Origin of the sequence: Phycicoccus duodecadis (assembly GCF_002846495.1) — a bacterium.
GTDB lineage: Bacteria > Actinomycetota > Actinomycetes > Actinomycetales > Dermatophilaceae > Phycicoccus > Phycicoccus duodecadis.
The window spans coordinates 1,405,874-1,432,426 of sequence record NZ_PJNE01000001.1 but is presented as its reverse complement, the minus strand read 5'-3'; the positions used below and the strand labels follow the sequence as shown (position 1 = coordinate 1,432,426).

The 26,553-nt window shown below is 74.5% G+C and carries 23 protein-coding genes; 20 read left to right on the top strand and 3 right to left on the bottom strand.

The genetic code is table 11. The features are described from left to right. Positions 1-3: 3 nt before the first annotated feature. From ATL31_RS06590 to ATL31_RS06555, 9 genes are all read left to right on the top strand, one after another. Entirely contained in the window at positions 4-870 is an 867-nt protein-coding gene (locus tag ATL31_RS06590) for a thioesterase family protein (protein ID WP_245861996.1), read from the top strand. Positions 871-879: 9 nt separating this feature from the next. Next, entirely contained in the window at positions 880-1,743 is an 864-nt protein-coding gene (locus ATL31_RS06585) for a Fic family protein (protein WP_101395072.1), read from the top strand. 624 nt (positions 1,744-2,367) lie between these two features. Then, the gene (locus ATL31_RS06580) at positions 2,368-3,114 is read left to right on the top strand and encodes a CpaE-like family protein (protein WP_101395071.1); all 747 of its coding nucleotides are present in this window, start codon (positions 2,368-2,370) and stop codon (positions 3,112-3,114) included. 86 nt (positions 3,115-3,200) lie between these two features. Beyond that, entirely contained in the window at positions 3,201-4,319 is a 1,119-nt protein-coding gene (locus ATL31_RS06575) for a TadA family conjugal transfer-associated ATPase (RefSeq protein WP_101397313.1), read from the top strand. Continuing rightward, a complete protein-coding gene (locus ATL31_RS06570) occupies positions 4,316-5,029 on the top strand; it encodes a type II secretion system F family protein (protein WP_101395070.1) in 714 nt (237 codons plus the stop codon). The genes ATL31_RS06575 and ATL31_RS06570 overlap by 4 nt, the downstream gene beginning before the upstream one ends. Continuing rightward, entirely contained in the window at positions 5,026-5,586 is a 561-nt protein-coding gene (locus ATL31_RS06565) for a type II secretion system F family protein (RefSeq protein WP_101395069.1), read from the top strand. Before ATL31_RS06570 ends, ATL31_RS06565 begins: the two co-directional genes overlap by 4 nt. A 138-nt stretch (positions 5,587-5,724) precedes the next feature. Then, positions 5,725-5,925: a DUF4244 domain-containing protein gene (locus tag ATL31_RS06560; protein WP_101395068.1), complete on the top strand. Its 201-nt coding sequence runs from the start codon at positions 5,725-5,727 to the stop codon at positions 5,923-5,925. After that, positions 5,922-6,311, top strand: coding sequence for a TadE family type IV pilus minor pilin (locus ATL31_RS16415; RefSeq protein ID WP_158239795.1), 390 nt, complete (start codon positions 5,922-5,924; stop codon positions 6,309-6,311). Before ATL31_RS06560 ends, ATL31_RS16415 begins: the two co-directional genes overlap by 4 nt. Further along, positions 6,308-6,691, top strand: a complete 384-nt coding sequence (locus tag ATL31_RS06555; protein WP_158239794.1) for an Rv3654c family TadE-like protein — start codon at positions 6,308-6,310, stop codon at positions 6,689-6,691. The genes ATL31_RS16415 and ATL31_RS06555 overlap by 4 nt, the downstream gene beginning before the upstream one ends. Before the next feature lie 68 nt (positions 6,692-6,759). Here ATL31_RS06555 and ATL31_RS06550 read toward each other — a convergent pair whose 3' ends face one another. Together ATL31_RS06550 and ATL31_RS06545 are read right to left on the bottom strand one after the other, a co-directional pair. Then, positions 6,760-7,254, bottom strand: coding sequence for a hypothetical protein (locus ATL31_RS06550; protein ID WP_101395066.1), 495 nt, complete (start codon positions 7,252-7,254; stop codon positions 6,760-6,762). Between the two features lie 60 nt (positions 7,255-7,314). Beyond that, positions 7,315-9,567, bottom strand: coding sequence for a DEAD/DEAH box helicase (locus ATL31_RS06545; RefSeq protein ID WP_101395065.1), 2,253 nt, complete (start codon positions 9,565-9,567; stop codon positions 7,315-7,317). A 119-nt stretch (positions 9,568-9,686) separates the two neighbouring features. Here ATL31_RS06545 and ATL31_RS06540 point away from each other — a divergent pair, with 119 nt between their 5' ends. The 9 genes from ATL31_RS06540 (at position 9,687) to ATL31_RS06500 (ending at position 21,558) form a co-directional block, all read left to right on the top strand. Continuing rightward, positions 9,687-10,022 carry an STAS domain-containing protein gene (locus ATL31_RS06540; RefSeq protein WP_101395064.1) on the top strand — a complete coding sequence of 112 codons (336 nt, stop codon included), beginning with the start codon at positions 9,687-9,689 and terminating at the stop codon, positions 10,020-10,022. 158 nt (positions 10,023-10,180) lie between these two features. Further along, positions 10,181-12,625 carry a sodium-translocating pyrophosphatase gene (locus tag ATL31_RS06535; RefSeq protein ID WP_101395063.1) on the top strand — a complete coding sequence of 815 codons (2,445 nt, stop codon included), beginning with the start codon at positions 10,181-10,183 and terminating at the stop codon, positions 12,623-12,625. 92 nt (positions 12,626-12,717) lie between these two features. After that, on the top strand, positions 12,718-14,223 hold the full coding sequence (locus ATL31_RS06530; RefSeq protein WP_101395062.1) for a N5-glutamine methyltransferase family protein: 1,506 nt from the start codon (positions 12,718-12,720) through the stop codon (positions 14,221-14,223). Between the two features lie 57 nt (positions 14,224-14,280). Then, the gene (locus ATL31_RS06525; RefSeq protein ID WP_143598338.1) at positions 14,281-14,883 is read left to right on the top strand and encodes a TetR/AcrR family transcriptional regulator; all 603 of its coding nucleotides are present in this window, start codon (positions 14,281-14,283) and stop codon (positions 14,881-14,883) included. Next, complete coding sequence (locus ATL31_RS06520) at positions 14,883-16,616, top strand: ABC transporter ATP-binding protein (RefSeq protein ID WP_101395060.1); 1,734 nt, start codon at positions 14,883-14,885, stop codon at positions 16,614-16,616. Before ATL31_RS06525 ends, ATL31_RS06520 begins: the two co-directional genes overlap by 1 nt. Further along, a complete protein-coding gene (locus ATL31_RS06515; RefSeq protein WP_101395059.1) occupies positions 16,613-18,643 on the top strand; it encodes an ABC transporter ATP-binding protein in 2,031 nt (676 codons plus the stop codon). The genes ATL31_RS06520 and ATL31_RS06515 overlap by 4 nt, the downstream gene beginning before the upstream one ends. A gap of 159 nt (positions 18,644-18,802) precedes the next feature. Further along, positions 18,803-20,545: a sodium:solute symporter family protein gene (locus tag ATL31_RS06510; RefSeq protein ID WP_101395058.1), complete on the top strand. Its 1,743-nt coding sequence runs from the start codon at positions 18,803-18,805 to the stop codon at positions 20,543-20,545. A 12-nt stretch (positions 20,546-20,557) separates the two neighbouring features. Continuing rightward, positions 20,558-20,848 (top strand): DUF1700 domain-containing protein, encoded by a 291-nt coding sequence (locus tag ATL31_RS06505; RefSeq protein ID WP_101395057.1) that lies wholly within the window; start codon positions 20,558-20,560, stop codon positions 20,846-20,848. Between the two features lie 5 nt (positions 20,849-20,853). Next, positions 20,854-21,558, top strand: a complete 705-nt coding sequence (locus tag ATL31_RS06500; protein ID WP_245861993.1) for a dienelactone hydrolase family protein — start codon at positions 20,854-20,856, stop codon at positions 21,556-21,558. Between the two features lie 241 nt (positions 21,559-21,799). On the opposite strand, the gene ATL31_RS06495 is transcribed toward ATL31_RS06500, so the two are convergent. Continuing rightward, the gene (locus ATL31_RS06495; protein ID WP_101395056.1) at positions 21,800-22,606 is read right to left on the bottom strand and encodes a dioxygenase family protein; all 807 of its coding nucleotides are present in this window, start codon (positions 22,604-22,606) and stop codon (positions 21,800-21,802) included. Positions 22,607-22,925: 319 nt separating this feature from the next. On the opposite strand from ATL31_RS06495, the gene topA reads away from it, so the two are divergent. Both topA and ATL31_RS06485 read left to right on the top strand, forming a co-directional pair. Next, on the top strand, positions 22,926-25,685 hold the full coding sequence (gene topA / locus ATL31_RS06490; RefSeq protein ID WP_101395055.1) for a type I DNA topoisomerase: 2,760 nt from the start codon (positions 22,926-22,928) through the stop codon (positions 25,683-25,685). 96 nt (positions 25,686-25,781) lie between these two features. Next, positions 25,782-26,543 (top strand): MerR family transcriptional regulator, encoded by a 762-nt coding sequence (locus ATL31_RS06485; RefSeq protein WP_101395054.1) that lies wholly within the window; start codon positions 25,782-25,784, stop codon positions 26,541-26,543. Positions 26,544-26,553 lie beyond the last annotated feature (10 nt).

Here is a 26,553-nt window from a genome sequence, read left to right as displayed (position 1 = left end):
GGGGTGTCCGAGCTCGACGACCTGCTGCGCGTGACCTGGGGCCGAGCGGCCGATGGGGGCGCGCCGACCGAGGCCGAGGCCGCGCTGGGCGACGGCTGGGCGGTGGGCCCCGCGGTCAACGGCGGCGCCGTGATGGCGGTGGCGGCCGCCGCGCTCGGCGAGGCGTTCGCCGGGGCCGGGCATCCCGACCTGCTCACCTGGAGTGCGTTCTTCCTCTCGCCGACCGCACCGGGCCCGGTCCACCTCCAGGTCGAGACGCTGCGCTCGGGCCGGACGGTGTCGACGGGCCAGGTGCTGGTCCTCCAGGACGACGGGGGCGGCCGGCGCGAACGGGCCCGGGTCACGGCCACCCTGGCCGACCTCGGGGTGATGGCCGAGCCGGCGCACCGCGCGCCCGCGGCCCCGACGATGCCCCCACCCGAGGCGTGCGTGCCGGCCCGCCGTGACGGCAGCCCCCTCGCCGCGGCCATCACCATCCTCGACCGGCTCGACGTCCGGGTCGACCCCGCCACGGCCGGGTTCGCGGCCGGCCGTCCCACCGGCCGCGGCGAGCTGCGCGCGTGGCTGCGGCTGGCCGACGGGCACGAGCCCGACGTGGCGGTGCTGCCGCTGGCCGTCGACTGCCTGATGCCAGTGGCCTTCGACCTCGGGGTAGCCGGATGGGCGCCCACCTTCGAGCTCACGGGTCAGGTGCTGGGGCGGCCGGCACCCGGCTGGCTGCAGGTACGCCTACACGCCGACACCGTCGCGGGCGGGGTCTACGTCGAGGACGCCGACGTGTGGGACTCGACCGGGCGGCTGGTCGCACGCTCCCGGCAGCTGGCCGGCATCCGCGTGCCCGAGGGCGGCCTCCCCCCGCGCGCTGGCTAGGCTGCCCGGATGCCCTCCGAGCCCGCCGCCGAGTCCCCTGCGGTCGCGGCCGTGGCCCGGCTCGCCGAGCTCCCCGGCGTCCCCGAGCGGGTCGAGGCCGCGCGGGCCGCGTGCACCCGGCTGCGCTGGCACAACGCCCTGCGCCGGCGCACCGCCGAGGCCGCGGCCGAGTCGCGGGTGCGGGGGGCCACGGCCAGCGCCGAGCTCGAGGGGGCGAACCTCCCGGTCGACGTCGTGCGCGACGTGATGCGCGGGGCGGCGACCTGGTCGCGGCATCCCGACCCGGTCGAGCAGGTGGTGCGGGGCGCCGCCGCCGCCACCGCCGAGAGCGAGCACGTGCTGGGCATCGTGCTGCGGGCTCCGCTCCAGGCGCTCGCGCGGCTGCACACCGTCGCGGCCGCCGGGCTCGTCGCCGACGAGGCCCTGGGCCGCCCGCGCCGGGCGGGGGAGGAGTGTGCCGAGCTCGGTGAGCTGGGCGAGCCGGCCCCCGCCGCCGAGGCGTCCGAACGGCTGCGGGCGGTGGTGCAGGTCCTGCTCGCCGCGCCCCGGCTGCCGGTGGTCGTCGCGGCGGCCGTCGTGCACGCCGAGATCGTCACCGTCCGGCCGTTCGTGCGCGGCAACGCCGTCGTCGCCCGGGCGCTGGAGCGCGCGCTGGTGCAGGCGGCCGGGCTCGACCCGACCGGGGTGGCGGTCCTCGAGAAGGGGCACGGCGCCGGCGGCGTGGCGCCCTACGTCGGCGCGCTCGCTGCCTACGGGCGCGGCGACGTGGCGGGGGTGGGCCTGTGGCTCGCCCACTGCTGCACGGCCGTCGAGGTCGCCGCCACCGAAGGGGAGCGCGTGGCCGACGCCGTGCTCGCGGGCCGTCTCACCTGACGGGACCTCCCGGACCCGTTGCCGAGAGGGCCGGGCAGGAGTACAACGGAGGGACGAGGGCTTCGGCGCCCACACGAACCACCGCAGGGACGACGGGACACCCACGCGCGGGCAGTCCACTGATGGACCGGTCGTCACGGGCTCGACCCGCGGCGACGGCACGGTTGCACGCCTGGTCGCCCGGAGACCCGCGGCAGGACGGGGCCCCCACCCCGCGGTGGGGGCCCCCTCGCGTGTCGGCCCGCAACGGTGGGGGCCGGGCGGTCGGTGGGAGATCGCGAGGGTGATCCGTGACGATGCCCTCGGACGACGAATTCCGCCGCCCTGAGGGTCCGCTGATAGCACTCTCGACGGCGGATGGCCCGGGCTTGCGCTCACTGGCATGTATGGGACACGATTGACCCACTCGCTCCCCTTCGGGGTTGAGCGGATGGCGGACCGGCTTCTCCCCCCCGGAGCTCGGCTCGCCGACGGCCCCGGTTGTCCCCCCGACCGGGGCCGTCCCATGTCCGCGAACAGGTGGCCCCTGCGACGCTCGTCCACAGGCTCGTCCGGGGCCCTCGGTCGTCCACAGATCGCAGGCCGCACCTCGACCGGTGGGCCGGGCCGGGCCAGGCTCGCGGCATGTCGAACGCAGCCACGGTCATCGCCGTCGTCGGGGCCTCCGGCGGCCTCGGGGCCAGCACGCTCTCCCTCGCCGTCGGGCGCCGGCTGGCCGTCACGGGCCCGCCGTCCGTCGTGGTCGACCTCGCCCTCGGCGGGGGCGGGCTCGACGTCACCGCGGGCATCGAGCACGTCGCCGGGCGCCGGTGGGCCGACCTGGCGGGCGTGCGCGGCGCCGTCCCGGCCGGGCCGCTGCTCGAGGTGCTACCCGGCGACGGCGGCTGCCGGGTGCTCTCGGCCGGTGGGCCGGGTCCGGCCGTGGTGCCGCCGGGCGCCGTCCGCGACGTCCTCGACACGGTGGGTACGGCCGGTGTCCCGGTCGTGCTCGACGTCCCGGCGCACAGCCCCCATCGCGCGAATGCCGTCACGCGGGCCACCACCGTCGTCGTGCTCACCGGCCTCACGACCCGCGCCCTCGCCGACGTCGACGCGGCGGTCGAGGCCCTGGTCGGGCTCGTCGAGGAGCTCCCCCAGGCCCCCGACCTGCGCATCGTCACCCGCGGCCCGGCGCCCTCGGCGGCCGTCCTCGACGACATCGAGGCGCATCTCGGGGTGGGGCACCTGGCCCATCTCGGCGACGATCCCGGGGTGCCGCGTGACGCCGAACGCGGTCTCTGGCCGGCGACCTCGCGCGACACCGTCCGTCGGTGCGCCGACCTCGTCGTCGCCGCTGCGCGGGTGCCCGGTGCGGTGGGCCGCGCGTCGTGACGTTCTCGGTGCACGAGCCGCTGCAGGCCGCCGTGGAGCGCTCCATCCGCGCCGGGAGGCCGCCGACGGTCGGTGTGATCGACCGCATGGCGGGGGAGCAGGAGGGGGTGCTCGGCGACCTCGGCCGCCACGACGCCGCGGGGCGTCTGGCCGACCGGGTCGTGGGGCTCGGGCCACTCGCCCCGCTGGTAGCGGACCCCGAGGTCACCGACGTCCTGGTCAACGGTGACGGCCGCGTCTGGGTCGACCGTGGCGGGGGCGTGGAGAGCACGGCGACCGTCGTGGCCGCCGACGACCTCCGCCCGCTGGCCGCGCGGCTGGCGGGGCTGGCCGGTCGTCGCCTCGACGACTCCCAGCCCTGGGTCGACGGCACGCTGCCCGGCGGCGTCCGGCTGCACGCCGTGCTCCCGCCGCTGGCCGAGGGCGGGGCGCACCTCAGCCTGCGGGTCGCACGACGGCGCCCGGGTGGGGTCGCGGCCCTTGTGGGCCTGGGTGCCACCGGGCCCGACGGCGCCCGGGTCCTGCGGGCCCTGGTGGCGGCCCGCGCCAGCCTGCTCGTCACCGGGGGCACCGGGGCGGGCAAGACCACCGTCCTGGCGGCGCTGCTGGCCGAGTGCCCCGCCCACGAACGGCTGGTCGTGGTCGAGGACGTCCGCGAGCTCGACCCCGACCATCCGCACGTGGTCCGGCTGCAGGGCCGGTCGGCCAACGTCGAGGGCGTCGGCGAGGTCTCCCTGGCCGTCCTGGTGCGCCAGGCCCTGCGCATGCGCCCTGACCGCCTCGTGGTGGGCGAGGTCCGCGGCCCCGAGGTGCGCGAGCTCCTGGCCGCGCTCAACACCGGCCACGACGGGGGTGCCGGCACCCTGCACGCCAACGGCCCCGAGGAGGTCCCCGCCCGGCTCGAGGCGCTCGGTTCGTTGGCCGGGCTGCCCCGCGAGGCCGTGCACGCGCAGCTGCGGGGCGCGCTCCGGGCCGTCGTGCACGTCGCGCGGGGGCCCCACGGCCACCGCCGGGTCGACCGGGTCGGGGTGCCCGTCACGCTGCCGGGCGGGGCCGTCGTCGTCCGCACCGCGATGACCCGCGACCGGGGCGACCTCCGGCCCGCCGACCACTGGCCCTCCCTGCTCGACCTCCTCGGCACCGATCCCCTCGTCGGCGCCGCACCCACCCCCGGTGCGGGCGCCGCCCGAGGCGGTGGGCCGTGAGCCTCGTCATGCTCGCGGCGGCGGCGGCCGCCGTCCTGGCGTGGCCGTCGGCCGCCACGGCGCGGGGCTCCACCCGGCCTCGGTCCAGCACCGTCGGGGCTCTCCCGGGCCGCCTCCGCGCTCGGTGGGCCCCCCGGTCGAGCACGACGGTGCAGGACGGCTGGGTCGCCGACCTGGCCGAGGTGGTCGCCGTCGGGCTGCGGGCGGGGCTCGACCTCCCGGCGGCGCTCGCGGTCGCGGCCCGCTCGCCCGCTGTGACGGCCGCCGCCCCGTGGCTGGCCGAGCGGTGCGGCGGGGGGTCCTCGCCCGTTGCCGCGGTGGCCGACCCCCCGCCCGGGGTGGGTGGCCGCACTGCCTCCGACCTGGCGGTGCTCGCCCGCGCCTGGCGGGTCTCCGAAGCCACCGGTGCCGCGGCGTCCCACACCACGGCGGCGGCGGCCGCGTCCGTGCGCGCCCGGCAGGAGGCCGGGCGCCGGGTCGGGGCCGCGCTGGCCGGGCCGCGCGCCTCGATGCGCCTCCTCACGCTGCTGCCGCTCTCGGGCCCCCTCGTCGGCCTGCTGATCGGGATCGAGCCGGGCTCGCTCTACGGCAGCATCCCCGCGCGGATGGCCGGGCTCGCCGGGCTGCTGCTCACCGTCGCCGGCTGGTGGTGGTCCGGTGCTCTCGTCGGCCGGGCGCAGCGGCCGGCCGACACGGCGGGGCGACCATGACGCTCCTCGTGCTGGCGCTGCTGGTGGCGCTCGCGGCCGGGCTCCTCCCACCGCGCCGTGAGATGCGCTGGGTGGCCGCGACCCGCGGGGGCGCGCGCGTGGGCGCCTCCACACCCGACGAGGCCTCCGACGTCGCCGATGCGGCTGCGGCGCTGGGGCTGCTGGCCGCCGTCCTGCGCGGAGGGGGCGGCCCGGTCGAGAGCCTCGAGGCCGTGGCGAGCGTCGACCCCGGCCCCGCCGGGCGCGAGCTGGCGGTCGTGGCGGCCGCGCACCGGTGGGGCGTGCCCGCCGAGCTGGCCTGGCAGCACGTCGGGCCGGGGTGGTCGGCGGCGGCCGCGGCCTGGCACGCGGCCCACGCCGCCGGAGCGGCGCCGGCGGCCCTGCTCGAGGAGGCGGCCCGGCGGATGCTCGACGTCGAGTCGCGCCGCGTCGAGGCTGCCGTGCAGCGGGCCGGGGTGCTGCTCGTGCTGCCGCTCGGGCTCTGCTTCCTGCCCGGCTTCGTCGCCACGACCGTGGCGCCGGTGGTGCTCCTGCTGCTGGGGGAGGGGGCACGGTGAGCCGGTCGCGTCGTCCACAGCCGGCCGTCCGGGCCGGCGCCGTCCACAGATCGGGCGGGAGGCCTCGCCCCGGTGCGCGGCCGGGCCGAGGCTCGAGGGGAGGGCGCGAGAGGCGCGCCCCGGCAGGGGAGGTCACCCATGACAGCACGTACGATCCACCGGTTCCGGGCCGCGGCCCGGCGGCTGCCCCGCCTCGGCGAGGCGGGGATGACGACGGCCGAGTACGCGGTGGGCACGGTGGCCGCCGTGGCGTTCGCGGCGCTGCTGCTCGCGATCGTCAAGTCCGGGCCCGTCAAGAGTGCGCTGACGCAGATCATCGTGTCGGCGTTGGGCACGTGACCCGAGCGGCTCGGGCCGAGGGCGGGATGGTCACCGCGGAGCTCGCGGTGGCCGTCCCGGCCCTGCTCGTCGTGCTGGCGCTCGCTCTGTCGGCGGTCCGGCTCGGCATCGACGGGGTCCGCGCGGTCGACGCCGCTCATCTCGCGGCCCGGGCGGTCGCACGGGGCGAGACGCCGAGCGCGGCGCGGGCCGAGGCCGTCGACCACGCACCTCCGGGGTCGCGGGTGGTCGTCGACGTCGGCGGCGCCTGGGTGGGGGTCACGGTCACGCCGCCGGTCCCGCCCCTGCTCGCGGCGCTGGGGGTCGGGGCGGCGTCCGGCGACGCCCGGGCGCGGCTCGAGGCGTCGAGCCCCCAGGGCGGCACGACCGCGGGGGCCGGCCGGTGACGAGCCGCAGCGGGTGGGGCGCCGAGCAGGGCAGTGCGAGCGTCCTGGTCCTCGCCGCCCTGGGCGTGCTCGCCAGTGTGCTGGTCGCGGCCGTCGTGCTCGCCGCGGCCGTCCGCGACACCCACCGGGCCTCCAACGTCGCCGACCGGGCGGCCCTGGCCGCGGCCGCCGGCCTCCTGCGAGGCGGTGTTCCCGACTGCGACGCGGCGGGCGAGGTCGCGCGCGCCGGTGGCGCCGTCGTGGTGTCCTGCGTCGGGGGAGGAGGGCACGTCACCGTCGAGGCGGCGGTCCCGCTGCGGGCGCGGTCGTGGTGGCCCGGGCTCCCGGCGACGGCCCGGGGTGACGCCACCGCCGGTCTCGACGGGGAGGCGCCGCGGTGACGTGTGCTGCCGTCAGGGGCCGGCCCTTCGGGCGCGGACGCCGCCCAGCGCCGGTCGCCCGGTCGGGGTCAGCGCGTGGTGCCGACCGGGGGCTCGCCGTCGGTGCGGGTCTCGGTACGCGCCTCGGCCACCTCGGCCCGGCGTCGAGCGGTCTCGGTGGCGGTGTGCTGCTCGGCGACGCGGGTCTCGGCCTCGCGGCGCAGCTCGGCCTCGCGCTCCTCGTGGCGGCGGCGCTCGTCCTCGAGCTGGCGCTCGCGGGCGGCGACCTCCTCCTTCATCCGGGCCTCCTCGGCCAGGCGACGCTCCTCGGCCTCGCGGGCGCTCTCCTTGGCCTCCACCCGGCGGCGATGGCCCCGCTTGGTGCCGACGCGCAGCAGGAACCAGCCGAACCAGAACACGGTGATGATCACCATCCCCGTCACGAGGAGGGCCAGCGGCGGCAGGCTCAGCGTGCCTCCGAGCACCTGGATGTCGACGGTGTCGGTGAGCGAGCCGGTGCCGATGAAGAGCAGGATCCCCGCGACGAGGGCGACGAGGACGAGAACCACACCGAGGATGACCATGCTGCGGACCCTACCCCGCTGACCAGCGCCGATGCCGCCACGGACCCGGGCCGTCCCGCCTCACCCGACCGACGCGAGCGCGAGCTCGAGCACCGTCACCGCTCCAGCCTTGTCGAGGGGCTCGTTACCGTTGCCGCACTTGGGCGACTGCACGCAGGCGGGGCAGCCACTGCGGCAGGGGCACCCCAGCACGGCGTCGCGGGTCGCACCCACCCACGCCTCGAAGGCCTCGAAGGCCCGCTCGGCGAAGCCCGCGCCGCCCGGGTAGCCGTCGTAGACCATCACCGTCGGCAGTCCGGTGTCGGGGTGCAGGGCCGTCGACACCCCTCCCACGTCCCAGCGGTCGGAGGTGGCGACCAGCGGCAGCATCCCGATGGCCGCGTGCTCCGCTGCGTGCAGTGCTCCCGGGACGTCCGGTGCGCCCACGCCCGCGGCCTCGAGCACCTCCTCGGGCACGGTCCACCACACGGCCTTGGTCGTCAGCGCGTGCTCGGGCAGGTCGAGCGGATGGGTACCGATGACCTCGCCGCTCGGGAGGCGTCTCATGAAGCCGGTGACCTGCGTGGTCACCCGCACCGTGCCGAAGGTGACGTCGACCCGCGCCCGGCGGGTGGTCCGCTCGGCGGCCAGGAGGTCGAAGCGGCTGACGGACTGGGCCGAGGTCGACCAGCCGGGGTCGCCGCGCACGGCATGGGCCGCCCGGGCCTCCAGGTCGAGGTTGGTCACCACCCACGTGTCGCCCTGGTGCACGTGCACGGCGCCGGTGTGCACCTGCGTGTGCGACGACGCCTCGTCGACCGTGCCGATCACCCGCCCGGTGCGGGTCTCGACCACCGCCACGACCTCACCCGCACCGCGCAGCGAGAGGTGGTCGGTGGGGCGGTCCTCGCGCGCCCAGAACCAGCCCGTCGGGCGGCGGCGCAGGATCCCGCCCTCGACCAGGACGTCCAACAGCCGGCGCGACGACGGTCCGAACAGCTCGAGGTCTGCCTCGGCCAGTGGCAGCTCGGCCGCGGCGGCCGCGAGGTGCGGGGCCAGCACGTGCGGGTTGTCGGGGTCCACGACCGTGCTCTCGACCGCGGCACCGAAGATCGCCGCCGGGTTGCGCACCAGGTAGGAGTCGAGCGGGTCGTCGGCGGCCACCAGTACCGCCAGCGAGTCCTCCCCCGAGCGGCCGGCGCGGCCGGCCTGCTGCCACAGGCTCGCTCGCCGGCCCGGCCAGCCCGCCATGACCACCGCGTCGAGGCCGCTGACGTCGATGCCGAGCTCGAGGGCGTTGGTGGCGGCCAGGCCGCGCACCGCCCCCGAGCGCAGCCCACGCTCGACCAGCCGCCGGTCCTGGGGGAGGTAGCCGCCGCGGTACGCCGACACCCCCTCGGCCAGTGTGGGGTCGAGTTCCTCGAGGCGGCGCCGGGCACCGGCGGCCAGGGCCTCGGACCCGGCCCGGCTGCGGGCGAAGGCCACCGTCTGGACCCCGCGCTCCACCAGGTCCGCCAGGATGTCGGCCGCCTCGGTGGTGGCCGAGCGCCGGCTGCCGTCCTCGCCGGTCGCGGGTTCCCACAACGCGAAGGTCATGGCGCCGCGGGGCGAGCCGTCGTTCGTCACCGCGTGCACCGGCAGCCCGGTCAGGCGCGACGCGTGCGCCGCCGGGTCGCTGACCGTCGCGGAGGCCAGCACGAAGGTGGGGGTCGACCCGTAACGCCCCGCCACCCGGCGCAGCCGCCGCAGCACGGCCGCCACGTGGGCGCCGAACACCCCGCGGTAGACGTGGCACTCGTCGACCACCACGTACCGCAGCCCCCGCAGGAACCGCGACCACCGCTGGTGGCCGGGCAGCAGTGAGTGGTGCAGCAGGTCGGGGTTGGTCAGGACCAGGTTGGCGTGCTCGCGGACCCACCGTCGCTCGTCGGGTGGGGTGTCGCCGTCGTAGGTGGCCGCGCGCACGCCGGGCACGGCCAGCCGGTCGACGCGCGCCAGCTGGTCGGCGGCCAGCGCCTTGGTGGGCGAGAGGTAGAGCGCGGTGGGGCCCCGCACCCCGGCCGCCGGCGCGCCGTCGGCCAACGACCCCAGGAGCGGCACCAGGTACCCGAGGCTCTTGCCCGAGGCCGTGCCGGTGGCCAGGACCACGTGCTCGCCGGCGTGGACCAGGTCGAGGGCCTCGCGCTGATGGCTCCACGGACGCTCGATCCCCGCGCCCAGCAGCGCCGCGAGCACCGCCGGCGAGACCTCGGCCGGCCACTGCGCCAGCCGGGCCGGCCGGGCCGGGATGTGCTCGACGTGCACGAGCCGGTCCGCCCGCTGACCTCGGGCCATATGGGCCAGGTGCTGGGCAGGGGTGGACACGACGGTTACGGTAATCCTTGGTTCCCACAGCCCACCCGGCTCGGGGCCCCCCGCCCGATCGCCCTGCGGCCTCCAGAGGAGCACAACGCGTGGAGCTCTCCGTGACCACGTCCCACCACGACGACGTCAGTGTCGTCACGGTCGAGGGAGAGGTGGACGTCCACACGGCCGCCCAGCTCCGCCAGTCCCTCGACCAGGAGATCACCGACGGCCACGTCCGTCTCGTGGTCGACCTCGACGCCGTCTCCTTCCTGGACTCCACCGGCCTCGGCGTGCTCGTGGGCCGCCTCAAGCTGGTGCGCAACGCCTCGGGGTGGCTGCGCATCGTCTGTTCCAGCGAGCGCATCCTGCGGGTCTTCCGCATCACCGGCCTCGACAAGGTGTTCGGCATCCACGCCAGCGTCGACGAGGCCATCGCCGCCTGAGCGGTCCCGCCGCAGGTCATCGCGCCGGGTGTGAACCGCGTCACCCCCACCCGGGCGGGCGGCATCCGCTGACGGACCGGTACAGTCACGCCGGACCCGTCCCTGCCATCGGCGCCCGACCGCGCCCGGGGACGGAGCACGCCGTCAAGGAGGATGGAATGTCACCCCTCGCACTCGCGAACGCCGAGTCGGGAGCCCTGGACCTGACCGGGACGAACCTGACCCTGGTCGTCTCGGTCGCGGTGATCGCCCTGGTGGCGCTCGTCATGGGCTTCGTCTTCCGTGGTCAGGTCCTCGCGGCCGACCCCGGGACAGAGAAGATGCAGGAGATCGGCGACGCCGTCGAGGAGGGGGCCCAGGCCTACCTCGCGCGGCAGTTCAAGACCCTCGCGCCCTTCGTCGTCATCGTCTTCGGCCTCCTGCTTCTGCTCCCCGCCGACACCGGCGGTGTCCGCTGGGGCCGCTCGGGCTTCTTCGTCCTGGGCGCCCTCTTCTCGGCGGCCATCGGCTACCTGGGCATGAGCCTGGCGGTCAAGGCCAACGTCCGCGTCGCCTCCGCCGCCCGTCACGAGGGCGGCCGCGACGCCGGCATGAAGATCGCCTTCCGCACCGGCGGCGTCGTCGGGATGGTGACCGTGGGCCTCGGCCTGCTGGGCGCCTCCGTCGTCGTGCTGCTCTACAAGGGTGACGCCCCCAAGGTCCTCGAAGGCTTCGGCTTCGGCGCCGCGCTGCTCGCGATGTTCATGCGCGTCGGCGGCGGCATCTTCACCAAGGCCGCCGACGTGGGCGCCGACCTGGTCGGCAAGGTCGAGGCCGGCATCCCCGAGGACGACCCGCGCAACGCCGCCACCATCGCCGACAACGTGGGCGACAACGTCGGCGACTGCGCCGGCATGGCGGCCGACCTGTTCGAGTCCTACGCCGTCACCCTGGTGGCCGCGCTGATCCTCGGCTCGGTCGCCTTCGGCGCCTACGGCCTGGTCTTCCCGCTGATCATCCCCGCGATCGGTGCGCTCACCGCGCTGCTCGGCGTCTACATCACCAAGGCCCGCCCGGGCGAGAACGCCCTGAGCGCCATCAACCGCGGCTTCTACATCGCGGCCGGCATCTCGGCCGTCCTCTCCGGTGTCGCGGCCTACACCTACCTGCCGGCCACCTACGCCGACCTCGGCTCCAGCAACGAGCAGATCGCGGCCCTCACCGGCGACCCGCGCCTCACCGCGTTCCTCGCCGTGGTCATCGGCATCGTCCTGGCCGGCATCATCCTGTGGCTCACCGGCCACTACACCGGCACCGACAAGCGCCCGACCCTCGACGTCGCACGCACCTCGCTCACCGGGCCCGCCACCGTCGTGCTCTCGGGCATCGGCGTCGGCCTCGAGTCGGCGGTCTTCACCGCGGCCATCATCGGTGGCGCCGTGTACCTGGCGTTCCTGCTCGGTGGCGGCGCGGTCTCGCTGTCGCTGTTCCTCATCGCGCTGGCCGGGTGCGGCCTGCTCACCACGGTGGGCGTCATCGTGGCCATGGACACCTTCGGCCCGGTCTCCGACAACGCCCAGGGCATCGCCGAGATGTCGGGCGACGTCGACGGCGAGGGCGCGCAGATCCTCACCGAGCTCGACGCGGTCGGCAACACCACCAAGGCCATCACCAAGGGCATCGCCATCGCCACGGCCGTCCTCGCGGCCACGGCGCTGTTCGGCTCGTACAGCGACGCCTGGCAGTCCGTCTACAACCCGATCCTGACCGACTTGCAGGCTCGAGCCCAGGGCGGCGAGCTCGGGGCTGATGAGATCGCGTCCATCCAACGTTCGCTGACCGCCTTCGACCTGCAGATCGTGACGCCTAGCGTGCTGGTCGGGCTGCTTCTCGGCGCGGCCGTCGTGTTCCTCTTCTCGGGGCTGGCCATCAACGCCGTCACCCGGGCCGCCGGTGCCATCGTCTTCGAGGTGCGTCGCCAGTTCCGCGAGCACCCCGGCATCATGGACTACACCGAGAAGCCCGAGTACGGCCGCGTGGTCGACATCTGCACCCGTGACTCGCTGCGCGAGCTCGCCACCCCGGGCCTGCTGGCCGCGCTCATGCCGGTGGCGGTCGGGTTCGGTCTGGGTATCGGGCCGTTGGCAGGCTTCCTGGGCGGCGCCATCGGCGCGGGTGCGCTGATGGCCGTGTTCCTCGCCAACTCCGGTGGGTCGTGGGACAACGCCAAGAAGATCGTCGAGGACGGCGCGCACGGCGGCAAGGGCTCGGAGGCCCACGCGGCCACCGTCATCGGCGACACCGTCGGCGACCCGTTCAAGGACACCGCCGGCCCGGCCATCAACCCGCTGCTCAAGGTGATGAACCTGGTCTCGGTGCTCATCGCCCCGGCCATCGTGTCTCTCTCGATCGGACCGGACGCCTCGGCCCCGATCCGCTACGGCATCGCCGCGGTCGCGATCATCATCGTCGGGGCGGCGGTGGCCTACTCCAAGAGCAAGGACCTCGCCATCGGCGGCGACGACGTCGAGCCCCAGGCCCGTGTCGACGTCACCCCCGCCGGTGACGCGCCGGGTCACGCCGACCCCGTCGACCTCGAGAAGGAGCGCTCGACCCAGGTCTGACGCACCCCGCACGGCCCGAGGGGCCGGTCCCGACCACGGGGCCGGCCCCTCGGCACATCCGCGGCCGGGCCGGAGCCCTAGGCTCGACCCCGATGACCGCCACCCCGCCCCACGTCGACCCCGCGCTGGTCGACCGCCTCCGTGCCGACCTGACGGCCACCGGCTTCACCGTCGCGGGGGTCACCGCCCTGCTCGGCCCCCTCGCGGCCGCCGCCCTCGAGCGCGAGCAGGCCCTGCCGGCGCAGCGGGTCACCGACACCGTGGGCGGCCCGCTGGCCGCGCTGGTGCGGCTGTTCACGCTCGGCGACCCGGTCGACGCCACCGAGGTGGCCGCCGCGCTGCCGACCCTGGGCGTCGACGGGGCCGCCGCGCTGGGGCTGCTCGCCCCGGAGGGCGACGCCCTGGTCGCGCTCTGCGACGTGCGCCCCTACGCCACCGAGGGCTCGGACTGGTGGGTCGCCTCCGACCTCGGCGAGCTCGCCACCGGCCGGCCGCTCCGCCCCGACCACGTGCTCGGCGTCGGCGGCGCCTCGGCCACCCTCGCCTCCTGGACCCCCCGGCCCGAGGTCGCCAGTGCCCTCGACCTCGGTACCGGCTGCGGCGTCCAGGCCCTGCACCTCGGGGCGCACGCCGGCCGGGTCGTGGTCACCGACCTCTCCGGGCGCGCCCTGGCCTTCGCCCGCTTCAACGCCGCGCTCAACGGCGTCACCTGGGACGTGCGAGCGGGCTCGATGCTCGACCCGGTCGACGGCGAGCGCTTCGACCTCGTGGTGTCCAACCCGCCGTTCGTCATCACGCCGCGCTCGGGGGCGGTGCCGCTGTTCGAGTACCGCGACGGTGGGGCCAGCGGCGACGAGGTGGTGCGCGACCTCGTCCGCCGGGTGGGGGCGCACCTCGAGCCCGGCGGCCTGGCGCAGCTGCTCGGCAACTGGGAGGTCCCGCGGGGTGCGACCTGGCGCGACCGCGTGGGGGAGTGGCTCGACGGGCTCGGGCTCGACGCCTGGGTCGTCCAGCGCGAGACCCAGGACCCGGCCGAGTACGCCGAGACCTGGGCCCGCGACGGCGGCCACCACCCGGGCACCGCCGACTTCAACGGGATGTACGCCGCCTGGCTCGACGACTTCGCCGCCCGCGACGTCGAGTCCATCGGCTTCGGCGTGGTCACCCTGCAGCGCCCGGCCGGTGAGCGCGAGCCCTTCCGTGACCTCGTCGACGCCCCCGGGCCGGTCGAGCAGCCGATGGGCCCGACCATCCTGGCCGGGATGCGCGCCCGCACCTGGCTGGCCGAGCACGACGACGACGCGGTCCTCGACCTCGCCTGGCGCTGCGCCCCGGACGTCACCGAGGAGCGGCACGCGGTGCCCGGGGAGGCCGACCCGCGCGTCATCCTGCTGCGCCAGGGCGGCGGCCTGCGCCGGCAGCTCGTGCTCTCGACCGTGACGGCCGCGTTCGCGTCGGTCTGCGACGGCGAGCTGGCGGCCGGGGGTGCGGCCGCCGCCATCGCCGGGCTGCTGGGGCTCGACGGGGCGCAGGTCCGGGCCGAGGTGGTGGCCTTCGTGCGTGACGCCGCCGCCGACGGGCTGCTGCTGCGCCCGTAGTCGCACCTCGCGAAAACCCCTTGTGAGTGAGTGCTCACTCACTTAGGATGTCGTGCCGTGCCCCCCCGTGCCCCCGCGATGAGTCCCGACGAGCGACGAGCCGCCATCGTCGAGGTCACCGTGCCGCTGCTGCGCGAACACGGCAGCGCGGTCACGACCAAGCAGGTGGCCGAGGCGGCCGGCATCGCCGAGGGCACCGTCTTCAAGGCGTTCGGCACCAAGGACGACCTCGTCCAGGCCTGCGTCGGTGCGGTGTTCGACTCGACCCCCGCCGTGGCCCGCCTGCGCGCCATCGACCCCGGCCGCACCCTCGACGAGCGGCTCACCGAGGGCGTGCGGGTGATGCAGCAGCACGTCGAACAGGTGGTGGGTCTCATCTCCGTGCTCCTGCACTCCGGAGCCCCGGCGCCGGTGGGCCACAAGCCGACCCGCCACTCCGACCCCGCCGTCGACGCCGCTCTGGCCGACCTCGTCGGGCCCGACGCCCACACCCTGCGCAAGCCGGTCCAGGAGGTCGTGGGGCTGCTGCAGCTGCTCACCCTCTCGAGCGTGCACCCGCTCATGGCCACCGGGCGGCTCGACCCGGCCGAGATCGTCTCGGTCGTCCTCGACGGCACCCGGCGCCACCCCACCCTCCCCGACCACCCCGAGGAGCGCTGATGCTCGTCCGTCTCGTCCGCACCTACCTGCGGCCGTACTCCGGTGCGCTGGCGGTGCTGCTGGCCCTCCAGCTGGTCGGCACCCTGGCGTCCCTCTACCTGCCCAGCCTCAACGGGCGCATCATCGACGAGGGGGTGGCCGTCGGCGACACCGCGTTCATCCTGAACGCCGGGATGTGGATGCTCGGGGTCTCCTTCCTCCAGATCGTCGCCACCGTCGCCGCCACCCGCATCGGTGCCCTGAGCGCCGCCTCGCTCGGGCGCGACCTGCGCGCCGCCGTCTTCCACCGGGTGGGCTCGTTCTCGGCGCGCGAGGTCTCGGCCTTCGGCGCCCCCACCCTCATCAGCCGCTCCACCAACGACGTGCAGCAGGTGCAGCAGGTCGTCTACATGGGCCTGGCCATGATGGTGACGGCCCCGATCATGATGGTCGGCGGCATCGTCATGGCGCTGCGTGAGGACGTCGGCCTGTCGTGGCTGGTGGCCGTGGCGGTCCCGCTCCTCGGCGTCTCGGTCGGCGCGGTGATCAGCCGGATGCTGCCGCACTTCCGGGCCATGCAGAAGGCCGTCGACACCGTCAACCGCATCCTGCGCGAGCAGATCACCGGTATCCGGGTGGTCCGGGCGTTCGTGCGCGAGGACGTCGAGCGCGAGCGCTTCGCCGAGGCCAACCGCACCTACACCGGCACCGCGCTGGCCGTCGGCCGGCTGATGGCGCTGGCCTTCCCCATCGTCATGGTGCTGTTCAACGCCTCGACCGTCGCCGTCATCTGGTTCGGGGCGCACCGCGTCGACGCGGGGCAGATGCAGATCGGCGCGCTGACGGCGTTCATGGCCTACCTCATCCAGATCCTGATGTCGGTGATGATGGCGACCTTCATGTCGATGATGATCCCGCGGGCCAGCGTCTCGGCCGGCCGCATCGCGCAGGTCCTCGACACCGAGTCCTCGGTCGTACCGGCCGCCGACCCCCGCCCCATCCCGCCGGGCCCGGTCGCCGTCGAGCTGCGCGGGGCCACCTTCGCCTACCCGGGCGCCGAGTCGCCGGTACTGCGTGAGGTCTCCTTCACCGCCCGCCCCGGCACCACCACCGCGGTCGTCGGGTCCACCGGCGCCGGGAAGACCACCCTGGTCGGGCTCGTCCCGCGTCTGCACGACGTCACGGGCGGCGCCGTGCTGGTCGGCGGGGTCGACGTCCGCGAGGCCGCGCTCGACGACGTGTGGTCGCGCATCGGCCTGGTGCCGCAGCGCCCCTTCCTGTTCAGCGGCACCGTCGCCAGCAACCTGCGCCAGGGGGGCGCCGACGCCAGCGACGACGAGCTCTGGGAGGCGCTGCGCATCGCCCAGGCCGAGGACTTCGTGCGCTCCCTGCCCGAGGGGCTCGGCGCGCCGATCGCCCAGGGCGGCACCAACGTCAGCGGCGGTCAGCGGCAACGGCTGGCCATCGCCCGGGCCCTGGTGCGCCGCCCGGCGGTCTACCTCTTCGACGACGCGTTCTCGGCCCTCGACGTCGCCACCGACGCGCGGCTGCGGGCGGCCCTGGCCCCGGTCACCCGCGAAGCCACCGTGATCGTGGTGGCGCAGCGGGTCTCGACCATCCTCGACGCCGACCAGGTGGTCGTCCTCGACGACGGCGTGGTGGTCGGCACCGGAACCCACGACGAGCTCCTGGCGACCTGCCCGACCTACCGGGAGATCGTCGAGAGCCAGCAGACGAGCGAGGTCAGCGCATGAGCGAGCTGAAGTCGGCCGAGGAGAAGGAGGCCGAGGCGCGCCGCGGCCCGGCCGGCGTCCGCCGCGGGGGGCCGCCGCACGCGGCCATCGGGATGCCCACGGAGAAGTCCCAGGACTTCGGGCCCTCGGCCAAGCGTGTCCTGCGGCTGCTGCGCCCCGAGCGCCCCGTCGTGGTCGGCGCCCTGACCCTGGCGCTGGGCAGCGTGGTGCTCAACGCGATCGGCCCCAAGATCCTCGGCCGCGCCACGGACCTGGTGTTCGCGGGCGTCTTCAGCCGCCGCATCCCGGCCGGGGTCACCCAGGAGCAGGCCGTCGAGCGGCTGCGGGCGAGCGGGCAGGGCCGGATGGCCGACGTCCTTGCCGCCATGGAGCACGTCGTGCCGGGCCAGGGCATCGACTTCGCCGCCGTCGGGCAGGTGCTGCTGGCCGTCCTGGCCATCTACGTCGTGGCCGCCGGCCTGCAGCTGGTGCAGGGCCGTCTGCTCACGAGCGCGGTCAACCGCACCGTCTTCCGCCTGCGCCGCGACGTCGAGGACAAGCTCAACCGGCTGCCGCTGCCGTACTTCGACGCCCAACCCCGCGGCGAGCTGCTGAGCCGGGTCACCAACGACATCGACAACGTGGCCCAGAGCCTCCAGCAGACCCTCAGCCAGCTCGTCACCTCGCTGCTCACCGTCATCGCGATGATCGCGATGATGGTCTGGATCAGCCCGCTGCTCGCGGTGATCGCCCTGGTCACGATCCCGGTGACGATGGTGGTCACCGCCGCCATCGGCAAGCGCAGCCAGGGCCACTTCGTGCAGCAGTGGAAGAGCACCGGCGAGGTCAACGGTGTGGTCGAGGAGACCTTCACCGGGCACGAGCTGGTCAAGGTCTTCGGGCGCCAGGCCGAGGCCGACCGCGACTTCGCGGTGCGCAACGACGCCCTGCACCACGCCACCTTCCGGGCCCAGTTCATCAGCGGCATCATCATGCCGACGCTGATGTTCATCGGGAACCTCAACTACGTCGTCATCGCGGTGGTCGGCGGCCTGCGGGTGGCTTCGGGCACCATGAGCCTCGGCGATGTGCAGGCGTTCATCCAGTACTCGCGCCAGTTCACCCAGCCGCTCACCCAGGTGGCGTCCATGGCCAACCTGATGCAGAGCGGGGTGGCCTCCGCCGAGCGGGTCTTCGAGGTCCTCGACGCCTCCGAGCAGGAGGCCGAGTCGGCCTCGCCGCAGCGGATCACCGACCCCCGCGGGCGCGTGGCGTTCGAGGACGTCTCGTTCGCCTACACCCCCGAGCGCCCGCTGCTCGAGCACCTCGACCTGGTCGTCGAGCCCGGGCAGACCGTCGCCATCGTCGGGCCCACGGGCGCCGGCAAGACCACCCTGGTCAACCTGGTGCTGCGCTTCTACGAGCTCGACGGCGGGCGCATCACCCTCGACGGCGTCGACATCCGCCACCTCACCCGTCACGACCTGCGCTCGCGCACCGGGATGGTGCTCCAGGACACCTGGCTCTTCGCCGGCACCATCCGCGAGAACATCGCGTACGGCCGCCCCGGCGCCACCGACGACGAGATCCTCGAGGCCGCACGGGCCACCTACGTCGACCGCTTCGTGCACTCGCTGCCCGACGGCTACGACACCGTGCTCAACGCCGAGGCCGACAACATCAGCGCCGGTGAGCGCCAGCTGGTCACCATCGCCCGGGCCTTCCTGGCGAACCCCTCGCTGCTGATCCTCGACGAGGCCACCAGCTCGGTCGACACCCGCACCGAGCTGCTGGTCCAGCACGCCATGGCGGCCCTGCGCAGTGACCGCACGAGCTTCGTGATCGCCCACCGCCTCTCGACCATCCGCGACGCCGACCTCATCCTCGTGATGGAGGACGGGCGCATCGTCGAGCGCGGCTCGCACGCCGAGCTGCTGGCCGCGGGTGGCGCCTTCGCCCGCCTGCACGCGGCCCAGTTCGCGGCGGCGCTGGGCGACGAGGAGGGTGTCGCGGCCGCTGTCGGACAGGGGGGCCCGTCGCGCACCTGACCTCGGCCGCGACGAAATCGGCTCACCCGTCGAGGTGCCCCGGGGTGGGGGAGGGGCTAGCGTGACGGGCGGTGCCGAGCACGGTGCTGACTCGACGAGGAGCAGGTGGTGGATGTGGTCGGAGCAGCAGCCCACGCGATCGTGACGGGGACCGTGGGGATGGTCCCGGCGGCCGACACCCTCATCGACGCCAGCCCGGTCGACTACCTCATCCTGGCCGTCTACTTCGTCTTCGTCCTCGGCATCGGCCTGCTGGCGCGCCGCTCGGTCAGCGACTCCATCGACTTCTTCCTCTCGGGGCGCTCGCTGCCCGCGTGGGTCACCGGCCTGGCCTTCATCTCGGCCAACCTCGGCGCCGTCGAGATCATGGGGATGAGCGCCAACGGGGCTCAGTTCGGCATCGCCACCGTGCACTACTTCTGGGTCGGCGCCATCCCCGCGATGCTGTTCCTCGGCATCGTGATGATGCCGTTCTACTACGGCTCCAAGGTGCGCTCGGTGCCGGAGTTCATGCTCCGCCGCTTCGACAAGCGGGCCCACCTGGTCAACGCCATCTCCTTCGCCGTGGCGCAGCTGCTCATCGCCGGTGTCAACCTCTACCTGCTCGGCTCGATCGTGCACGCGCTGCTCGGGTGGCCGCTGTGGCTGGCGCTGATCGTCGCGGCGCTCATCGTGCTGTCGTACATCACCTTGGGCGGGCTGTCGGCGGCGATCTACAACGAGGTGCTTCAGTTCTTCGTCATCGTCGCCAGCCTGCTGCCGCTGGTGGTCATCGGCCTCAACCGGGTCGGCGGCTGGGGTGGGCTCGAGGCGAAGATCACCGCGGCCGCGGCCAAGGCCCCGGCCTCCGCGGGCGTGCCGCCGGCCGAACAGCAGCTGAACTCCTGGCCCGGGCAGGCCCTCACCGGGTTCGACAGCGGCTTCTGGTCGGTGGTCGGCATCGTGTTCGGCCTGGGCTTCGTCCTCTCGTTCGGCTACTGGACGACCAACTTCGTCGAGGTCCAGCGGGCGATGGCCTCCGACTCGATCTCGGCGGCCCGCAAGACGCCGGTCATCGGCGCCTTCCCCAAGATGTTCGTGCCGTTCCTGACCATCGTGCCCGGCATGATCGCCGCGGTCCTGGTGCCCGAGATCGTCTCGCTCAAGAACGGCGGGAGCCCGCCGGGCGGGGCGTCCGGCCAGGGGGTCGCGTTCAACGACTCGCTCCTGTACCTGATGCGCGACGTGCTGCCCAACGGGCTGCTCGGCCTGGCCCTCACCGGTCTGCTGGCGGCGTTCATGGCCGGCATGGCGGCCAACATCTCGGCCTTCAACACGGTGTTCAGCTACGACCTGTGGGAGCGCTACATCCGCAAGGACCGCTCCGACGACTACTACCTGCGGATCGGCCGGCTGGCCACCCTCGGAGCCACCGTCATCGCGATCTTCACGGCCATCATCGCGAGCTCCTTCTCGAACATCATGAACTACCTCCAGACGCTGTTCGGCTTCTTCAACGCGCCGCTGTTCGCCACGTTCATCCTGGGGATGTTCTGGAAGCGCATGACGCCGGCCGCCGGCTGGACCGGCCTGGTCTCGGGCACGCTGTCGGCGGTCGCCGTGGCGTTCCTCAGCCAGGACGCGTTCGGGTCGGCGAGCCTCGGGGTCATCCCGCTCGGCGGCCAGGGCGCGGCCTTCGTCGCCGCCTCCACCGCCTTCGTGGTCGACATCGCGGTCTCGGTGGCCGTCACCTACCGCACGGCGCCCAAGCCGGTCGAGGAGCTCGTCGGGCTGGTGTACTCCGAGACCCCGCTCGAAGCGCGTACCGACCCCCACGAGGCGGGCTACCCCTGGTACCGCCGCACCGTGCCGCTGGCCGGCCTGGCCCTGGTCATGGTCATCGTCCTCAACATCCTCTTCTGAGCAGGAGTCGTCATGGCCGAGAAGCACACCGCGGGTGCGTTCGACATCCGCAACATCATCGGGCTGCTGCTCACCATCTACGGCGTGATCCTCACCCTGATGGGCATCTTCGCCGACCCGGCGACCCAGAAGACCGGCGGCCTCAACGCCAACCTGTACGCCGGGATCGGGTTGCTGGTGGTCGGGCTGGGCTTCATCGCCTGGTCGCGGCTGCGGCCGGTGGTCGTGCCCGAGGAGGTCCCCGAGGTCGGCGACGACCCCGTCCGCCCGGCGCCCAAGAAGCGCCCGCGGTCCGGGCACTGACGGTGGTGGCCGGCACCCCGACCCGCGTCGGCGAGCTCGCGGCGTACCTGGCCACCCCGTCCGGCGACGGGCCGTGGCCCGGCGTCGTGCTGGTGCACGAGGCCTTCGGGCTCGACGACAACATGCGCGCCCACGCCGACCGGCTGGCCGCCGCCGGTTTCCTGGTGCTGGCGCCCGACCTGTTCTCGCGCGGGCGCCGCGTCGCGTGCCTGCGAGCGACGTTCGCGGCCCTGAGCCGGGGGAGCGGGCCGGCCTTCGACGACATCGAGGCCGCCCGGCAGCAGCTCGTGGACGACCCGCGCTCGACCGGGCAGGTCGGCGTCATCGGCTTCTGCATGGGCGGCGCCTTCGCGCTGGCCCTGGCCGGGCGCCCTGGGTGGTCGGCGTCGGCGGTGAACTACGGGATGCTGCCCTCCGACCCCTCCGCGCTCGACGGTGCCTGCCCGGTGGTGGCCAGCTACGGCGGCCGCGACCTCTCGCTCCGGGGCGCGGCCGCGAAGCTCGAGGAGGTGCTCGCCGCCCGGGGCGTCGCCCACGACGTGGTGGAGTACCCGCGGGCCGGGCACTCGTTCCTCAACCCCGAGGACCTCGCGCCCTGGTACATCGCCCCGCTCGCCAGGTTCGTCCTGCACGCCGGCCCCGAACCCGAGAGCGCCCGCGACGCCTGGGCGCGCATCGAGGCCTTCCTGCGCGAGCACCTGGGCGGCTGAGGTCGAGGCGGCGCCGGCGGGGATGTCCCTCCTCGTGGCGCCTCTCGGATGCTCCGGGTGGTGAGGCAGCCGTGGGTCGGGGGAGTGACGGTGGGGGCTCTCGGATGCTCCGGGTGGTGAGGCAGCCGTGGGTCGGGGGAGTGACGGTGGGGGCTCTCGGATGCTCCGGGTGGTGAGGCAGTCGCGCGCTCCCTGCTGGGGAGCAACCGAGAGGGGAGCGCGCCACCTCGGAAGGGACGGCTCAGGCAAACTGCCAGGAGCGCTTGCTCAGGCCGAACCAGAACCCGTCGATGACACTGTCGACGGTGTCGGCCGACAGGGCGCCGGACGCCGAAGCCGCGCCGAGCGCCACGTAGAGCGGGGCCCAGTGCTCGGTGCGGGGGTGGGCCTCGACGGCGGCCGGGGCGCGCACCAGGAAGTCGAGGACGGCGTCGACGTCCCCGGCGCCCACGGCCTCGGCGGCCCAGTGGTCGAACTCGGCCGATGCGGTGGGCGGGGCGGCGTCGGGCCCGGCCGACGGGTCGAACCACGCCAGGTTGTGGGTCGTGAAGCCGGAACCGACGATCAGGACGTTCTCGTCGCGCAGCGGGGCCAGCCGTCGGCCGAGCTCGAAGAGGCGCCGGGGGTCGAGGGTCGGCATCGAGAGCTGCAGGGTCGGGACGTCGGCCTCGGGGAACATCTCCTTCAGCGGCACGTAGGCGCCGTGGTCGAGGCCGCGGCTCGGGTCCTGGTGCAGCTGTTCGCCGGCCCCGGCCAGCAGCTGGGCGACCGAGTGGGCCAGCCGGGGCGCCCCGGGGGCGTCGTACGTGACCTCGTAGTAGCGCTGCGGGAAGCCCCAGAAGTCGTACAGGAGGGGAACGTTGCCGCTGGTGGCCGACACCGCGACCGGCGCGAGCTCCCAGTGGGCCGACACGACGAGGACGGCGGCGGGCCTCGGCAGGTCGGCGCCCCAGGCGCCCAGCTGGCCGGTCCAGGTCGCGTCGTCGGCCAGCGGCGGTGCGCCGTGGCTGAGGTAGAGGACGGGCGGGCGCTGGGCGGTGTCGGGCATGGGTGCTCCTCGGGGTGTAGTTGATTGTTCAACCACCATGGTCAGCATACTCCGCTCCGGGCTTGGCGTCGACCGTTCGCACCGCCCGGCCCGGGCCGCACCGGTCAGGCTGCGGCGCACCGGCCCCCTGTGACCGGTGCGGGGCGAGATCACCGGGGCCGGACGGCCTCGGCGGTGCGCGGCCCCGGCCGGCGCGACGCGCGGCGGAGAGACCCGGTGTGTGCTCCGGCGGGGTCCGGGCGCTACCGTCGGCCACGTCCGCACGTCGGAGCAGCGACGAATCCGCTGCACGTGACCGGACGGAACAGGTAGGTGCACCATGGCAGGACGCAAGCTCGTGATCGTCGAGTCGCCCGCGAAGGCGAAGACGATCGCCGGGTACCTCGGCAAGGACTGGGACGTCGAGGCGTCGGTCGGCCACATCCGCGACATCCCCACCCCGAGCGAGATGCCGGCGGACATGAAGAAGGGCCCCTTCGGCCGCTTCGGGGTCAACATCGAGGACGACTTCGACCCCTACTACGTGGTCGACGCCGACAAGCGCAAGAAGGTCCGCGAGCTCAAGGCCCTGCTGAAGAACGCCGACGAGCTCTACCTGGCCACGGATGAGGACCGCGAGGGCGAGGCCATCGCGTGGCACCTCTACGAGACCCTCCAGCCCAAGGTCCCCGTCAAGCGGATGGTCTTCCACGAGATCACCAAGGAGGCCATCCAGCGCGCCTCCACCCAGACCCGCGACATCAACGTCGCGCTGGTCGACGCCCAGGAGACCCGCCGCATCCTCGACCGGCTGTACGGCTACGAGGTCAGCCCCGTCCTCTGGCGCAAGGTCGCCCCCAAGCTGTCCGCCGGGCGCGTGCAGTCGGTCGCCACCCGGATGGTCGTCGAGCGCGAGCGCGAGCGGATGGCGTTCGTGCGGGCCGGCTACTGGGACGTCGACGCCGACGTCACCCCCGCCGGCGACGAGGACCTGTTCACCGCCCGCCTCACGGGGGTCGACGGCAAGCGCGTGGCCACCGGCCGCGACTTCGCCGACGACGGCACCCTGAAGGGCGAGAAGGCGGTGCAGCTCGACGAGGGCCAGGCCACCGGGATCGCGCAGGCCCTGCGGACCGCCACCGTCACGGTCTCGGAGGTCTCCGAGAAGCCCTACACCCGCCGCCCCAGCGCGCCCTTCACCACCAGCACCCTGCAGCAGGAGGCCTCGCGCAAGCTGCGGCTCAACAGCCGCAACGCGATGCGGGTCGCCCAGCGCCTCTACGAGAACGGCTACATCACCTACATGCGGACCGACAGCACCACGCTGTCGGACGCCGCCCTCACGGCCGCCCGGACCCAGGCCCGCGACATGTACGGCGCCGCCTCGGTGCCCGACGCGCCGCGCCGGTACGAGAAGAAGGTCAAGAACGCCCAGGAGGCGCACGAGGCCATCCGCCCCGCCGGTGACCGCTTCCGCACGCCGGCGCAGGTGCGCGGCGAGCTGCGCGGCGACGAGTTCGCCCTGTACGAGCTGATCTGGATGCGCACCGTCGCGTCGCAGATGGCCGACGCCCGCGGCTCGACCGCCTCGGTGCGGCTGGCGGCGACGCTGCCCGACACCGCCCCGGCCCGCCAGGTCGAGCTCTCGGCCAGCGGCACCGTCATCACCTTCCGCGGCTTCCTGGCCGCCTACGAGGAGGGCCGCGACGACACCCGTGGCCGCGACGACGAGGAGCGCCGCCTGCCCAAGCTCGGGGCGGGGCGTGAGCTCACCGTCCGGCGTGCCGAGGCCGGGGGACACGAGACGTCCCCGCCCGCGCGCTACACCGAGGCCACCCTGGTCAAGGCGATGGAGGAGCGTGGCATCGGGCGGCCCTCGACCTACGCCTCGACCATCGGCACCATCCAGGACCGCGGCTACGTCAACACCAAGGGCTCGGCCCTGGTCCCGAGCTGGCTGGCGTTCGCCGTCACCCGGCTGATGGAGGAGCACTTCGGCCGGCTCGTCGACTACGACTTCACCGCCTCGATGGAGGAGGACCTCGACGCCATCGCCCGCGGCGACGAGCAGCGCGCCGCCTGGCTCGGCCGCTTCTACTTCGGCGACGAGGCCACCTCGGCCGAGGGGCTGCGCTCGCTGGTCGAGGACCTCGGCGACATCGACGCGCGCGCCATCTCCACCATCGAGATCGGCGACGGCATCGTCGTGCGCGTGGGGCGGTACGGCCCGTACGTCGAGGAGGTCGTCCCCGCCGGCATCGACCCGCGCACCGGCGAGGTCACCGACCCGGTGGCCGCCGCCTCGGGCGAGTCCCAGCCGCGGCGCGCGTCCATCACCGACGACGTGCCGCCGGACGAGCTCACCCCGGCCATGGCCCGTGAGCTGCTCGACCAGGCGGCCGACGACGGGCGCGTCCTCGGGCAGGAGCCCGGGACCGGCCGCGACATCGTGGCCAAGGCCGGCCGCTACGGGCCGTACGTCACCGAGGTCATCCCCGAGGAGGAGCAGGGCAAGGGCAAGAACAAGGTCAAGCCGCGCACCGCGTCCCTCTTCAAGGACATGGACCTCGCGAGCATCGACCTCGACACCGCGCTGCGGCTGCTGTCGCTGCCCCGCGTCGTCGGCGCCGACCCCGAGTCCGGCGAGGAGATCACCGCGCAGAACGGCCGGTACGGCCCGTATCTGAAGAAGGGCACCGACTCGCGCTCGATCACCACCGAGCAGCAGCTCTTCGACATCACCCTCGACGAGGCGCTCGCCATCTACGCCCAGCCCAAGCAGCGCGGCCGGGCGGCCGCCAAGCCGCCGCTGGCCGAGCTCGGCGCCGACCCCGTGTCGGGCCGGCCCGTCGTGGTCAAGGAGGGCCGGTTCGGGCCGTACGTCACCGACGGCGAGACCAACGCGACGCTGCGCAAGGACGACGACCCCGAGAAGATCACCCCCGAGCGCGGGTACGAGCTCCTCGCCGACAAGCGCGCCCGCGGCCCGGTGAAGAAGACCGCCAAGAAGGCCACGAAGAAGACGACCACCAAGAAGGCCGCGACCAGGAAGACGGCGGCCAAGAAGGCGACGACGAAGCGGGCCGCCACGAAGGCCTGACCTCCGGGGCCCGCCGGCGGGGACGGGCTTGACCCTCACCCGACGTCAGGCGCGACGGTGGATGACATGACCACCCCACGCCAGCACACTGCTCGCATGGAGCTGACGGTCGGGCAGGTCGCCGGAGCCTTCGGCGTCACGGTGCGCACGCTGCACCACTACGACGCCATCGGTCTCGTCGTCCCGTCCGCCCGCACCCACGCGGGGTACCGCCTCTACACCGAGGCCGACCTCGCGCGGCTCGCCACGGTCGTCACGTACCGCCGGCTCGACCTGCCTCTGGACGAGGTCAAGGACCTGCTCGACGGCGACGGGACGCCCGCGGAGCACCTGCGGCGCCAGCGCGAGGTGGTCGTGTCCCGGCTGGGCGAGCTCGAGCAGCTCGTCACGGCCATCGACCGAGCACTGGAGAGAGAGATGCACGAGCAGCCCGCCACGACCGAGGACCTGAAGGAGCTCTTCGGCGACGGCTTCGGTGAGGAGTACCAGCAGGAGGCCCGGGAGCGCTGGGGCGAGAGCGAGGCCTGGAAGCAGTCGGCGTCCCGCACCGCCCAGTACACGAGGGCCGACTGGGAGGACGTCAAGGCCGAGCAGGACGCCGTGAACGCGGCGTTCGTCGCAGCACTGGAGTCCGGGGCGCCGGCGACGTCCCAGGCGGCGATGGATGCCGCCGAGGCCCACCGGGAGCACATCGAGCGCCGGTTCTACGACCTCGACCACGCGTTCCACCGGAACCTGGCCGACATGTACGTCACCGACCCGCGGTTCACCGCGACCTACGACGACCTGGCGCCCGGCCTCGCGCAGTACGTGCGCGACGCCGTCCACGCCAACGCCGACCGGCACGAGAACCCCTGACCCGCCCGTC